A 12,783-nucleotide genomic window follows, 5' to 3' on the forward strand; every position below is an offset into this window, starting at 1 on the left:
GCGCCCAGACGAAGCAGGATTGCGGAGCCCAGGCATGGTCAAGACGCCGAAGATGCGACATTCGAAAAGCCGCCGCGAGCCGGTGACCATCGAACTCGAACCCGGCGCTGTCTCGCGCATTGCCGATGCGGATGCCGCCAAGACGGATGTCGCCAACTCGGACGACGTCGAGGCCCCGGCAGGGTCGGTTGCGGCTGAGGATGCGGCTGCCATGGCCAATGCGCAGCCGGAGACGCCTGACGAGCCCGTTCATGCCGATCAAGCCGATCTCGAGCCGTGGGAGCACTCCGACGCCGCGGCGCAGGCCGCTCCCGAAAGCGCCGATGCCAAGGCGTCCACCCAGGCGGAGCAGCCTTACCCCACTGCTTCGGATGCGCCACCGCGCGCCAGAACCTCCGACTTCAGTTTCGAGGATGCCTCGCCCAAGCCGGGTGCACCCAAGGAAACCCCAAGGACAGCCGGGAACCAGCCCATGGCCGCGCAACCGAAGCGCACGAACGGCATTGCCGCCGGCATCATCGGCGGTGTCATCGCGCTGGCTGCCGCCGGGGGGCTGCAGTTTGCCGGCGTGCTTGGCGCTCCGGGCTCAGGGGCGGGCACGGTCTCGCTCGACGGCGTCAATGGCGAGATCGCTTCGCTGAAGCGCGAAATCGCCGACCTCAGGGAAGCCAGCGGCAATGGCGCCGCAACGGCCAAGGTCGACGGGCTGTCTTCGGCGCTGGATCAGGTCAAGGCCGATGTCGCATCGCTGAAATCGGCGGTCGAAAAGGACGGCGCCGGCGACAATGCCGGGCTTGCCGCGCTTGGCGACAAGGTCAAGCAGATCGAGACGGCGGTTGCCGCCCTTGGCCAGGCCGGTGGTGCAGCGCCCGTCGATCTCGCGCCGCTCAATGAAAGACTGGCGGGCCTCGACGCACTGGTGAAATCGGCCGGTGAGGCAGCCAAGACGCAGGAAGGCAAGATCGCCGCGCTGGAGCAGTCGGTGACGCAGCTCGCCGGCAAGGTCGATGCGCAGGCCTCGCAGCCAAAGATCGCGATGGCCATCGCCGCTTCGGCCTTGAAGGCGGCGCTTGACCGCGGCGCGCCGTTCGCCGCCGAGTTGGAGACCTTCGCGGCGATCTCGCCCGATGCACCGCAGATTGCAGCGCTGCGCCCCTACGCTGAAAAGGGCGTCCCGACCCGCACCGAGATCGCCGGCGAGGCCGACGCCGCGGCCAATGCGATGGTCGCGGCGGCGACGCCGGTCGATGAAAATGCCGGCTTCTTCCAGAACCTTTTGTCGAGCGCCGAATCGCTGGTCAAGGCCCGGCCGATCGGCGCCGTCGAAGGCGCCGGCGCGCCGGAAACCGTGGCGCGCATCGAAGTGGCGGTCAACCAGGGCGACTACGCCAAGGCGCTCAGCGAATACGCAACGCTGCCGGATGCGGTCAAGGCTGCCGGCGCCGACTTTGCCAGCAAACTGAAGGCGCGCATCGACGTCGAGACGCAGGTCGACGCGCTGATTGCAGGTGCGATGAAGGCATGAGGACGACACGATGATCCGCATTCTCATCTTTCTCGCCGCCGTCTTCGCCCTCGGTCTGGGCTTTGCCTGGCTGGCCGATCGTCCCGGCGAGATGGTCGTTACCTTCAACGGTTACCAATACCAGGTCAGCCTGATGGTGGCGGCGGTGGCGATCGTTGCCGTCGTCGCAGCGGTGATGATCGTCTGGTGGCTGATCAAGTCGCTGTGGAACAGCCCATACACGATCTCGCGCTATTTCCGCGTGCGCCGCCGCGACCGCGGCTACCAGGCGCTGTCGACCGGCATGATCGCAGCCGGCGCCGGCGACGGCGCGCTAGCCCGCAAGAAGACCAAGGAAGCCGCCAAGCTGATCCGCTCCGACCAGGAGCCGCTGATCCAGTTGCTCGAAGCGCAAGCCTCGCTGCTCGAAGGCGACCATGAGGGCGCGCGCGAAAAATTCGAGGCCATGCTCGACGACCCCGAAATGCGGCTGCTCGGCCTGCGCGGGCTCTATCTCGAAGCCGAACGGCTCGGCGACCGCAACGCCGCGCGTCACTATGCCGGGCGCGCCGCTTCCGTCGCACCGCAACTGGCTTGGGCCGCCGAATCGACGCTTGAAGATCTGACCGGGCGCGGCGACTGGGACGGCGCGCTGAAGCTGGTGGAGGCGCAGAAGTCGACCAGGCAGATCGAACGCGACGCCGCCAATCGCCGCCGCGCTGTGCTGTTGACCGCCAAGGCGCAGGCGCTGACCGACAGCGACCCCAATGCAGCCAAGGCAGCGGCACTCGAGGCAAACAAGCTCGCGCCCGATTTCGCGCCGGCCGCGGTTGCAGCCGCCAATCTTCTGTTCAAACAGAACGATGTGCGCAAAGGCTCGAAGATCCTTGAGGCAGCCTGGAAGGCGGAGCCGCATCCCGAGATCGCCGAGCTCTACACCCATGCAAGGCCGGGAGATGCCGTGGTCGATCGTCTCAACCGGGCGAAGAAGCTGCAGGAGCTGAAGCGCAACAATGCCGAATCGTCGATGACGGTGGCGCGCGCCGCGCTCGATGCGCAGGATTTTTCCACCGCCCGCCGCGAGGCGGAAGCGGCGATCCGCATGGATCGCCGGGAAGGCGCTTACCTGCTGCTGGCCGATATCGAGGAGGCAGAGACCGGCGACAGATCGGAAGAGCACACGNCGCTTTCGCCTGGCGCGCACCGATGGAGCGGCTGGGCCAGCTCATCGACAGCCATGAAGACGAAGCCGATGTGCCGGTGCTTGCGGCACCCGCCAAGCCGGCAAAGGAAGCCGAAGTGATCGATCATCCCGCCGTTGCCAAGACGATCAGCGAGGCGCCGACCGAGCCGAAGCCCGCTGTGGGCGACGACCAGGTCACGCCGGTCACCGCCGCCGCTTTCGCCGCAATACCACCCGATGCCGAACCCGTCGAACCTGCCGAGGAACTGGCGCGGCTGCCCGACGACCCCGGCGTCGACCCCGATGACGAAGCGGAGAAGTCACCGCGCCGCTTCCGCCTGTTTTGATCGCTGAAGCATGATCCCAAAAAGTGGATACCGGTTTTTGGAAAAGATCATGCTCCAATAATGTGAAGTGAGCACCATGTTTGAACGCGTCCTGGCCTTTCTGAAAGACCTGCCCTCCGGGGCTGGGGCTCGCGCCAATGCGGACGATCCGCGCGTTGCGGCGTCGGCTTTGCTCTATCATGTGATGAATGCCGACGGCGTGCGCCAGGATGTCGAGTGGGAGCGGTTCAAGCAGGTGCTGGCGCAGAGCTATTCGATCAGCGGCGACGAGCTCGATGCACTGGCTGCCGCCGGCGAGCGCGCCGACAATGAGGCGATCGACCTCTATGCCTTCACCAGCGTCTTGAAGCGCCATCTCGACGCCGAGGCGCGCAAGGCTTTCATCGGCCTGATGTGGGAAATCGTCTATGCCGACGGCGAACTGCATGAACTGGAGGACAACACCGTCTGGCGCGTTGCCGAACTGATCGGCGTCGAGCGCCAGGATCGCGTCGAGGCGCGCCGCAAGGCGGCGGCCGCCGCGCCCGACGCCAGCGGAACGTCGAGCGACGAATAGGATTCCGCCTTTCCATGCCGCCCAGACCGAGCTCGAAACCAAAAGTCCTGATCGTGCTGCATCAGGAGACTTCGAGCCCCGGCCGGGTTGGCCACATGCTGCTCGAGGAAGGTTTCGACCTCGACATCCGCCGGCCGCCTCTCGGCGACAGCCTGCCGGAGACGCTGGAGGGACACGCCGGCGCCGTGGTGTTCGGCGGGCCGATGAGCGCCAATGACGAAGATGAGTTCGTCCGCCGCGAGACCAACTGGCTCAATGTTCCGCTAAAGGAGAACCGGCCCTTCCTCGGCATCTGCCTTGGCGCGCAGATGCTGGCCAATCATCTCGGCGGCAAGGTCGAGGGGCATGGCGAGGGGCTGGNTCAGACGTGTGCTCTTCCGATCTTGGTATCCGCTGAAGCCGACCGAAGCCGGCAAGAAGCTGCTGCCTTGGCCCGACATGGTCTACCAGTTTCACCGCGAAGGCTTTTCGCTGCCCAGGGATGCGACGCTGCTGGCGACGGCGGAAACCTACCCCAACCAGGCTTTTCGCTATGGCGACAATGCCTGGGGCATCCAGTTCCATGGCGAACTGACCCGGTTGATGATGCAGCGCTGGGTGGTGCGCGGCGCGCACCGTTTCGAATTGCCCGGCGCGCAGCCCGGCCGCGACCATCTCGGCGGCCGGCTGATCTGGGATATGCACCTCAAGCGCTGGCTGAGCGAATTTTTGAGCCTTATCTTCGGCAAGCCTACTGAGGGATAGAGCAAGATCCAACTACTCTGAACGGCCGAGCTTGCCCAAAGACGACTTACCTCTGGGAGGCGTGTACGATGGATCCGGGACCTTAGCCCGTTCCCGCAGATTTGGATTGCGCCCCAAACACTCCGATGGATCGAAAAACTCCGTGGCGCATTTAAGCTTCGGCTAATAACGGCCCCAGGAGAGAACCAATGAAGAAGACGCTGCTCATTTTAAGCCTACTCATTCCGCTCGCGGCATGCTCCCGCACCGAACAAGGCGCTGCCGTCGGTGGTTTGGGTGGCGCAGCTGTAGGCGCAGCAGTGGCCGGCGACCCGGTAAAAGGGGCGGTTGTTGGCGGGGCGGTCGGAGCGCTGGCCGGGGCGGTCATCGGGCACGCCAGCGAAGCCGGCCAGTGCAGATATCGCGGTCGGAACGGTCGAGTTTACGTTGCTCAGTGCCCGGACGGCTACTGATCTCAAAGACGCGTGATCTCTTTCGATCACGCGTCTTTTCGGGGTAGGATAACTGAATGGCATATAACAGCAAAAGACTGCGGGCTTTCTGGTTCGCCGTTGTCAGCGCTGTCGCGATAAACGCCGAACTTTCGACCGCGGCCTTGGCCGCACCTGTAGAAGCGAAGACGATTGCCGATCACTTCTCATCGGTAAAGTCCATGTCCGGGGACTTTGTCCAGTCGGGCCCAAGAGCGGAAAGGACCAAAGGGAAATTTTTCCTCCAGCGGCCGGGCAAGATCCGGTTCAACTATGCAGGCCAATCAGGGGTCAGCGTAATTGCAGATGGAAAATCCTTGGTGGTCTATAACAAGAAGCTCAAGACATCGCGGCTTTATGCTCTCTCGAAGACGCCGCTCAAGCTGCTCCTCGACAATCAGGTCAACTTTTCCGGCAATCGCCTCAAAAGTATCAAGGACGATGGCGCCCAGGTGATCATCAGGCTGGCCGACAAGTCGGCCTTCGGCAATTCGAATATCACTATGGTGTTTGACAGGGAATCGCTCGATCTACGCAGATGGACCCTGACTGACGAGAGGGGCCTTACCTCGACAGTCACCATATCCAACGTGAAGCAGGGCGTTCGCGCTCCTGCGGGCACCTTCACTATCGACTATGCCGCAAACCGTGAATTCAACACCAAAACGAAATAGTCGGCAGCGCCACGAACTGCCCGTGTAACACTACTCGGCGGCCGTCTCCGACGGCACCTCTGCCGGTGCCGAAGGCTCGGCCTCGGCATGCGGCTTGCGCCGTGAAAACAGCGACCTTAGCGTGACGTAGAACACCGGCGTCAGGAACAGGCCGACGAAGGTGACGCCGAGCATGCCGGAGAACACCGCGGTGCCGAGCGACTGGCGCATTTCCGCGCCCGGGCCTGTCGCGATCATCAGCGGCACGACGCCGAGGATGAACGAGAAGGCGGTCATCAGGATCGGCCGCAGCCTGAGCCGGCAGGCTTCGACGGCAGCCTCGGCGGCCGACAGGCCGCGTTCCTGCGCCTGCCGCGCGAATTCGACGATGAGGATCGCGTTCTTGGCGGCAAGTCCGATCAGCACGATGAGGCCGATTTGCACGAGGATGTTGTTGTCCAGCCCTCGGAACGACACGCCGAGCAACGCCGCGAGCACGCCGAGCGGCACCACCAGCACGATGGCGAACGGCAGCACCCAGCTTTCATATTGCGCCGCCAGCGCCAGGAACACGAACAGCACCGACAGTCCGAAGATATAGACAGCGGCATTGCCGGTGTTGCGCTCCTGATAGGCGAGTTCGGTCCATTCGTAGGAGGTACCGGCCGGCAACGTCTGTGCCGTGATCGCTTCCATCTTGGCAAGCGCATCGCCGGTGGAAACACCGGGCGCGGCGTTGCCCTGCAGCGGCACGGAGACGTACATGTTGTAGCGCTGGACCAGCGCCGGGCCGGTGACGTCGCGGATCTCGATCAACGTGCCCAGCGGAACCAGCGCGCCGGTCGCCGAGCGCACCTTCAGTTTCAAGATGTCGGCGCGATCGAGGCGGAACGCCTGGTCGGCCTGCGCGCGCACCTGGTAGACGCGCCCGAAAGCGTTGAAGTCGTTGACGTAGGCGGTGCCCAGATTGATCGACAGCGTCTCGAAGATGTTGGGGATCGGCACGTTCAGGATGCGCGCCTTGTCTCGATCGATCGCCAGGAAGAATTGCGGGCTGGACGCGGAGAAGGTGGTGAACACGCCGGTCAGCCCCGCCGTCTTGTTGGCCTTGCCGGCAATTTCATAGGCAAGCGCCAGGATCTGCCGCATGTCGGCGCTGTTGCGCTCCTGGATCTGCAGCTTGAAGCCGCCGGCATTGCCGACGCCGCGGATCGGCGGCGGCGGCAGTGCGATAATGAAGGCTTCCTTGATGCTTTGCAGGCTGCCGAACAAATTGCCGATGACCTGGGTCGCGGACTGGCCGGCTTCCAGTCGCTTGTCAAACGGCTTGAACCTGGCGAAGATCACGCCCGCGTTGCTGGCATTGGTAAAGGTGGCACCGGAGAAGCCGGCGAAGGCGACCGCGTAGTCGACGCCCGGCGTTTTCTGGATGATCTGCGACGCCTGCTGGATGACGGCATCGGTCCGCGATAGCGAGGCGCCGTCCGGCAACTGGACGACGACGATCGCATAGCCCTGGTCGAGCGACGGAATGAAACCGCGCGGCACCGTCTGAACCATATAGACCGTGGCGTAGATGAGGGCCGCGAAAACGGCCAGCGTGGCGGCGATCGCTATTCGCGAGCCGACCAGCACGCGCACGATGCTCGAATACCAATGGGCGACCTTGTCGAAGCCGCGATTGAAGCCGTCGGCGAGCGCCCGTCCGAACCGCGCCAGGAAAAAGCGCGGCGGCGCCGCAGCAGTGTGGTGCGGCTTGAACAGCAGCGCGGCCAAGGCCGGCGAGAGCGTCAGCGAATTGAATGCCGAGATCGCCGTCGACACCGCGATGGTGATCGCAAACTGCAGGTAGAACTGCCCGGAAATGCCGGGAATGAAGGCTGTCGGCACGAACACCGCTATCAGCACCAGCGAGATCGCGATGACCGCCGTTCCGACTTCGTCCATGGTCAGGTGCGACGCCGGATTGGGCGCCAGCCCGCTGGCGATATTGCGCTCGACGTTCTCGACCACGACGATCGCATCGTCGACGACGATGCCGATGGCCAGCACGAGGCCGAACAGCGTCAGCATGTTGAGGGAGAAGCCGGCGGCGTAAAGCACCGCCAGCGTGCCGATCAGCGACACCGGGATCGCCACGATCGGCACGATCGCCATGCGCCACGATTGCAGGAAGACGATGATGACGATGATGACCAGCACCATCGCCTCGAGGATCGTCTTGTAGACCTCCTGGATCGACTCGGCGACGAACTCGGTCGGATTGTAGACGATGTCGTAGCTCAACCCCTTCGGGAAGTCCTGGGAAAGCTCCTTCATCTTGTCCTGGATCTCCGCGGCTGCGGCGAGCGCATTGGTGCCTGGCCGCTGGAAGATGGCGAGCGCCACCGCCGGTTTGCCGTTGAGATAAGAGTTGGTGACGTAATCCTTGGCGCCGAGCTCGATGCGCGCCACGTCCTGCAGCTGGATCAGGCGGCCGTCTTCGGCCGATTTGACGATCACGTATCGGAAGTCGCGTGCGTCGTTGAAGCGGCCTTGCGTGGTGACCGTGTACTGGAACGCCGTGCCGGTATTGGTCGGCGGCGCGCCGATGGAGCCGCCCGACACCTGGACGTTCTGGTCGCGCAGCGCCTGCACCACATCGCCCGAGGTCATCCCCAGGGCGGACAGTTTTTCCGGATCGAGCCAGATGCGCAGCGAATATTCGCGTTCGCCAAAGATGATGAGGTCGCCGACGCCGTCCAACCTGAGCAGTATGTCGCGCACCCGCGAGCGGGCGTAGTTCGAGACGTAGAGCTGGTCGTAGGTATTGTCGGGCGACAGCATGTGCACGACCATCATCAGGTCGGGCGAGCTCTTGATGGTGGTGATGCCGAGGCGGCGGACTTCTTCGGGCAGGCGCGGCTCGGCGACCGAGACGCGGTTCTGTACCAGCACCTGCGCCTGGTCGAGATCGGTGCCTAGCTCGAAGGTGATGGTCAGCGCCATCGCTCCGTCGCCGGACGAATAGGACGACATGTAAAGCATGCCCTCGACGCCGTTGATCTCCTGCTCGATCGGCGTTGCCACCGTCGCTGCGACCGTCTCGGCGTCGGCGCCCGGGTACTGGGCGCGAACGACGATGGTCGGCGGCGCGATCTCGGGATATTGCGCGATCGGCAGCTGGGTATAAGCAATCCCGCCGAGGATCAGGAGGACGATCGAAACCACCGATGCGAAGATCGGACGGTCGACGAAGAAATGGGCGAACCTCATTGCTGCAACCCGGCGGTCTCGACCTTGGGCGGCAACGTCACCATCTCGACTTTCACCTTGGTGCCGGGCCTGGCGTGCATCAGCCCGTTGACGATGATCGTCTCGTCGCCGGTCAGGCCCGCGCGGATCACCCGGTAGCCGTCGAGAAGCGGGCCGGTGCGCACGGGCTTCGCCGACACCATCCCGGCCTCATCCACCAGGTACACGATGCGGCGATCCTGATCGGCGCCGACCGCCTCGTCGGGCACCAGGACGCCGCTATGCGGCAGCGACCCCGGCACGTTGATGCGCCCGAACATGCCTGGCTGGAGAACGCCGTCGGCGTTGGCAAACCTTGCACGCACCCGCATGGTGCCGGTCGCGTTGTCGATCCGGTTCTCGGCAAAATCGAGCTTGCCCTTGAATACCGCCTCCGCGCGGTCAGCGACGCGAACCACCACCTCGAGCCCGCCGGCGCCTTCCTGCATGCTGCCGCCGCGCTCCTTCGCGTCGCGGGCGTAGCTGAAATACAGGCGCTCATCGACGTCGAAATAGAAGTCGATCGGATCGCGCGTGACGATAGTCGTCAGCAAGGTGGAATCCGGCTGCACGAGGTTGCCGACCGACACCAGCCGGCGGTCGATGCGGCCGGACAAGGGCGCCTTGATCTCGGTGAACTCCAGGTTCAGGTTGGCCGTCGTCAGCGCAGCCGTCGCGCCTTGCATCTGCGCCTGCGCCGAAAGGTATTCCCGCCGACGGTCGTCGACCGTCGCGGCCGAGATATTGCCGGTCTTGGCGAGTTCATCGGCGCGATCCAGCTGCATCTTGGAGAATTCGAGCAGGGACTTGGCGACGTCTACTTGCGACTTGGCGGCATCGTAGGCCGCCTGGTACGGACGCTGGTCGATGGTGAAGAGCAGGTCGCCCTTGTTGACCAGTGCGCCGTCCTGGAAGCTGATCTTGTCCAGATAGCCGCTGACGCGCGAACGGATGGCGACCTCGTCGACGGCTTCGAAGCGCCCGACGAACTCATCGTCTTCGACGATTTCACGCACCACCGGCTTGGCCGCCGTCACCACCGGCAGTTGCTGGTCCTGCGCAAACGCGTTGCTGCTGAAAGCCATGCCGAGCAGGAATGCCACTGGGACGGCGGAGCGGGCCAGCCAGCCGGCCGATCGGCTGGGTCGCCAGCTTGCGTCGCGATGCGATTGCCGATTCCCTGAAGTGTCCATTTGCGTCCCCGCTAGCTGGACCCGGAGGTCGGGTGGTTCTCTTCTATATTTAAGGTTTCTCGTCGAGACCAGAGCACTGCAGTATTGTGCATGGCAACATAATCATTTTCCATATGGACTGAAATGTCCACCCTGTGGCTGCCCCGCCATCTGGCTAGTTCGCCCAGAACCGGCCCATCCGCTTCCGGCCCATCTCAGCCGTCATCGGCGCAAGCTGATTTGGACCGAGCGCCGGATCCTGCGGCTTACTCGATCAATTGCGGCTGTTGAGATGCCGCACCCTTCGCAGTTGCGGAAATAGCACCGCCCACAGTCCGGCGACGGCAATCGCACCGACGCCGCCGATCACCACCGCCGGCACGGTGCCGATCAGCGCCGCCATGGTGCCGGCGCGGAACTCGCCGACTTCGTTGGAGGCGCCGACGAAGACCTGGTTGACGGCGTTGACGCGGCCGCGCACCTCGTCGGGTGTCCACAGCTGGATCAGCGTCTCCCTGATATAGACGCTGAACATGTCGGTGGCGCCGAGGCCGGCAAGGGCCAGGATCGACAGCCAGGTGATGGTCGAGACGCCGAACAGCACGGTGAAGGCGCCGAACCCGGCGACGAAGCCGAGCATGATCTTGCCGGCACTGTCGCGCAGCGGATGCCCGGCAAGCCAGACCGCGACACAGATGGCGCCGATGCCGGGCGCCGAGCGCAGCAGGCCGAGGCCCCACGGGCCGAGTTCCAGAATATCGCGGGCATAGACCGGCAGCAGCGCCGAGGCACCGGACAGAAGCACGGCGAAGAGGTCGAGCGAGATGGCGCCCAGGACGATCTTCTCGCTCCAGATGTATCGGAAGCCGGCAAACAGCGTCTCCATCGTCGGCTTGTCGGTGGCGCTCTGCTGGGCCGGTTTCGGAATGGTGAAGATCAGCAGACCGGCCACCAGCATCAGCACGGAGGCAACGGCGTAAGCGGCTTCGGCCGAGACGCCATAGAGCAGGCCGCCGGCGACCGGGCCCACAATGGTCGCCGTTTGCCAGGCGGACGAGTTCCAGGCGATCGCATTGCCGAAATCTTCCGGCGGAACAAGGTTGGCGAACAGCGACGACGAGGCCGGCCCATAAAAAGCGCGCGCCAGGCCGAACATAGCCAGCACGATGAAGATCGGCAGCGGGCTGACGAGACCGCGCAGCGTGAAGTACAACAGGACAAGCGCACAACCTGCCTCGACTACCGTCGCCAGCGCCATGATCAGGCGGCGGCCGAAACGGTCGGCGACAACGCCGGTGACCAGCACCAGCAGCAGCGACGGCAGGAACTGGACGATGCCGACAATGCCGAGATCGAAGGGATCGCGCGTCAGATCATAGATCTGCCAGCCGACGGCGACGGACACGATCATGGTGGCGAAGGTGGTCAGGAAACGCGCCGCCCAATAGCTCAGGAAGGAGCGATGGCGGAAGGCGGCGTAACGCCGGTCAGGCGGTGTATGGGAATGGGATGTCATGGATACAGGCCCCGTTGCTTGCATTGGCCGGCGGGGCACTTCCCGGAAATGGGCGCTGTTCCGGCCAATGAAACTTATCAAAGTTCGGGGCGCGTATGCGTGAAAATCGGGCCTGGATCAAGCGGTTTTCCAGCCGCTCGCCCGATTGCACGCGGACGTTACTGCCTCAGCGCGGCGGTGATGGCGTCGAGGCCGCCCTGTAATTCCGCCTCTTTCGGCCAGCCGAAACCGACGCGGAAGAAGCGCTTGGGCATATCGAACCAGTGGCCGGGACCGACATAGGTGCCGTGGTTTTCCAAGAGATTGACGTAGAAACGGTCGAGGTCGAAGTCTGGACTGACATTGAGCCTTGGAAATCCGACGACGCCGCCTTGTGGCCGCACCCAGTCGACCAGCGGCTCGCGGTCGATCCAGTCTTGCACAATGTCGCGGCGTTTCGCCATCTCGGGCAGCAGCGCGCCCAAGAAAGCGTCGCGGCGCCCCAGCATGCCGCGCGCAATGCCTTCGTCGATGACGCTGCCGCAAATGCCGATCTGCTCCTTGGCGGCGAGGAAGCGCTCCTGCAGTTCAGCATCGCTGGTGATCAGCCAGCCAATGCGGATGCCGGGAATGCCGAAGGCTTTCGACAGCGACGAGACACTGATCGCCTTGGGGCTGAGAGAAGCCGCCGCCGGCAGGCGCTGTCCATAGGAGAGGTCGCGATAGGTCTCGTCGACCAGCAGATGGCAGCCGCTCGCTTCGGCCAGCGCAATCAGCGCGTCGAGATCGGCCCGGCCCATCATCGTGCCGGTCGGGTTGTGCGGGCAGGTGACGCTGATCAGCTTGGTGTTCGGTTGCATGCTGGCGGCGACGCGGCCGAAATCGATGGCAAAGCCTGCGTCGAAATCGAGATCGACATAGGAGATGGCGCAGCCGATCGCCTTGGGGGTCTCGATGTTGGTGGCGTAGTTCGGCCGGACGACGACAAGGTGGTCGCGCTCCGACAGAAGCGAGGTCGAAATGATGAAGAGCGCGCCCGCCGCACCGGCGGTCACCAGAACATCGTCAGGCGAAATGCCGGAATCCTGCGCCGCGATCAGCGCCCGCAACTCCTTGTCGCCGCGATGCTCGCCGTAGAACAGCGTGAGATCCGGCAGCGACAGGCCGACGTCGGAGAGTTTCTGATCGGCGATCGAGCTTTCGGAGAGATTGAACCGAATGCGATCGTAGCCGTATTCCTCCGGCGCCTCTTTCTCGATCACCATTCTGGCGTAGTTCATGGCTGCTCCCCCAAAGTCCTGACACTCAGAGGTACAAGCCATAAAAGCACGAAGCCTGCCAAGGCTCATTCGCCGGCAGGCTTCTGTTCCAGTCGTCCAAACGATT

General features: G+C 64.1%; 8 protein-coding genes and 2 pseudogenes. 6 read left to right on the plus strand and 4 right to left on the minus strand.

Annotated elements, in window-relative coordinates:
• The first annotated feature begins 34 nt into the window (after positions 1-34).
• From X771_RS153990 to X771_RS153975, 6 genes and pseudogenes are all read left to right on the plus strand, one after another.
• Positions 35-1,525, plus strand: coding sequence for a COG4223 family protein (locus tag X771_RS153990; protein WP_023687737.1), 1,491 nt, complete (start codon positions 35-37; stop codon positions 1,523-1,525).
• Positions 1,526-1,535: 10 nt separating this feature from the next.
• Positions 1,536-3,034 (plus strand): annotated as a pseudogene (locus X771_RS01000000164900) (heme biosynthesis HemY N-terminal domain-containing protein).
• A 76-nt stretch (positions 3,035-3,110) separates the two neighbouring features.
• Positions 3,111-3,590: a TerB family tellurite resistance protein gene (locus tag X771_RS153985; protein ID WP_023687738.1), complete on the plus strand. Its 480-nt coding sequence runs from the start codon at positions 3,111-3,113 to the stop codon at positions 3,588-3,590.
• Positions 3,591-3,604: 14 nt separating this feature from the next.
• A pseudogene (locus tag X771_RS01000000164905) lies at positions 3,605-4,334 on the plus strand (glutamine amidotransferase).
• Between the two features lie 188 nt (positions 4,335-4,522).
• The gene (locus tag X771_RS153980; protein ID WP_023670477.1) at positions 4,523-4,786 is read left to right on the plus strand and encodes a YMGG-like glycine zipper-containing protein; all 264 of its coding nucleotides are present in this window, start codon (positions 4,523-4,525) and stop codon (positions 4,784-4,786) included.
• A 56-nt stretch (positions 4,787-4,842) separates the two neighbouring features.
• A complete protein-coding gene (locus X771_RS153975; protein ID WP_023687739.1) occupies positions 4,843-5,478 on the plus strand; it encodes an outer membrane lipoprotein carrier protein LolA in 636 nt (211 codons plus the stop codon).
• A gap of 30 nt (positions 5,479-5,508) precedes the next feature.
• On the opposite strand, the gene X771_RS153970 is transcribed toward X771_RS153975, so the two are convergent.
• From X771_RS153970 to X771_RS153955, 4 genes are all read right to left on the minus strand, one after another.
• Positions 5,509-8,712 (minus strand): multidrug efflux RND transporter permease subunit, encoded by a 3,204-nt coding sequence (locus X771_RS153970; RefSeq protein ID WP_023687740.1) that lies wholly within the window; start codon positions 8,710-8,712, stop codon positions 5,509-5,511.
• Positions 8,709-9,815 (minus strand): efflux RND transporter periplasmic adaptor subunit, encoded by a 1,107-nt coding sequence (locus X771_RS153965; RefSeq protein WP_023687741.1) that lies wholly within the window; start codon positions 9,813-9,815, stop codon positions 8,709-8,711. Before X771_RS153965 ends, X771_RS153970 begins: the two co-directional genes overlap by 4 nt.
• Before the next feature lie 361 nt (positions 9,816-10,176).
• Positions 10,177-11,418, minus strand: coding sequence for an MFS transporter (locus X771_RS153960; protein WP_023670472.1), 1,242 nt, complete (start codon positions 11,416-11,418; stop codon positions 10,177-10,179).
• A 158-nt stretch (positions 11,419-11,576) separates the two neighbouring features.
• Positions 11,577-12,677 (minus strand): pyridoxal phosphate-dependent aminotransferase, encoded by a 1,101-nt coding sequence (locus X771_RS153955; protein WP_023687742.1) that lies wholly within the window; start codon positions 12,675-12,677, stop codon positions 11,577-11,579.
• Between the last annotated feature and the right edge of the window lie 106 nt (positions 12,678-12,783).

The organism is Mesorhizobium sp. LSJC269B00 (genome assembly GCF_000502815.1).
Taxonomy (GTDB): domain Bacteria; phylum Pseudomonadota; class Alphaproteobacteria; order Rhizobiales; family Rhizobiaceae; genus Mesorhizobium.

What these genes read in the sequence shown, in the direction of transcription:
- X771_RS153980 (WP_023670477.1), top strand. Translation starts at nt 4,523, where the DNA reads ATGAAGAAGACGCTGCTCATTTTAAGCCTACTCATTCCGCTCGCGGCA.
- X771_RS153955 (WP_023687742.1), bottom strand. Translation starts at nt 12,677, where the DNA reads ATGAACTACGCCAGAATGGTGATCGAGAAAGAGGCGCCGGAGGAATAC.
- X771_RS153965 (WP_023687741.1), bottom strand. Translation starts at nt 9,815, where the DNA reads ATGGCTTTCAGCAGCAACGCGTTTGCGCAGGACCAGCAACTGCCGGTG.
- X771_RS153990 (WP_023687737.1), top strand. Translation starts at nt 35, where the DNA reads ATGGTCAAGACGCCGAAGATGCGACATTCGAAAAGCCGCCGCGAGCCG.
- X771_RS153975 (WP_023687739.1), top strand. Translation starts at nt 4,843, where the DNA reads ATGGCATATAACAGCAAAAGACTGCGGGCTTTCTGGTTCGCCGTTGTC.
- X771_RS153970 (WP_023687740.1), bottom strand. Translation starts at nt 8,712, where the DNA reads ATGAGGTTCGCCCATTTCTTCGTCGACCGTCCGATCTTCGCATCGGTG.
- X771_RS153985 (WP_023687738.1), top strand. Translation starts at nt 3,111, where the DNA reads ATGTTTGAACGCGTCCTGGCCTTTCTGAAAGACCTGCCCTCCGGGGCT.
- X771_RS153960 (WP_023670472.1), bottom strand. Translation starts at nt 11,418, where the DNA reads ATGACATCCCATTCCCATACACCGCCTGACCGGCGTTACGCCGCCTTC.